The organism is Paenibacillus sp. Dod16 (assembly GCF_049893405.1).
Lineage (GTDB): Bacteria > Bacillota > Bacilli > Paenibacillales > Paenibacillaceae > Paenibacillus_AQ.
Genome location: NZ_JBNDYG010000136.1, coordinates 1 through 568, shown reverse-complemented (window position 1 = coordinate 568; position 568 = coordinate 1). Strand labels below are relative to the sequence as shown.

2 rRNA genes are annotated in these 568 nt (G+C 46.1%); both read left to right on the top strand.

Annotation, left to right across the window (positions count from 1 at the left end):
• A 16S ribosomal RNA gene (locus ACPV3A_RS37760) occupies positions 1-85 on the top strand; the annotation flags it as partial.
• Positions 86-421: 336 nt separating this feature from the next.
• Positions 422-568: ribosomal RNA gene (locus ACPV3A_RS37755) — 23S ribosomal RNA — on the top strand; the annotation flags it as partial.

The window sequence follows — 568 nt, the reverse complement described above, 5'->3', positions numbered from 1 at the left end:
CCAGCCGCCGAAGGTGGGGTAGATGATTGGGGTGAAGTCGTAACAAGGTAGCCGTATCGGAAGGTGCGGCTGGATCACCTCCTTTCTATGGAGAATCGTTTCCTGCAACGGAAACATTCAAATATGACTTCAATGAAGTCACCCTTAAAATCAGGTTTAGGCCTGTTACTCACTCGTTGGTCAGTTTTGAGAGTTCAACTCTCATTTGATCCTTGAAAACTAGATAACGAAACGAATTTGCGCAATTAGAAATATCCTTTTAGCTGAACTTGTGTCAAGTGATTGATCAAGTTTAATAAAAAGTAGCGCGAAGGTTTTGGGATCATCGATCCTTTGGAAGTTGGTTTCCACCTATTAACTCGGTTAGTAGATCAGGAAACAAACGGACAACAGAGCGATGAGCACAATAACCGGAGCAGTTGGTTAAGCTACTAAGAGCACACGGAGGATGCCTAGGCGCTAGGAGCCGAAGAAGGACGTGGCGAACAACGATACTGCCTCGGGGAGCTGTAAGCAAGCTTCGATCCGGGGATGTCCGAATGGGGAAACCCAGCTAGTGTAATAGCTA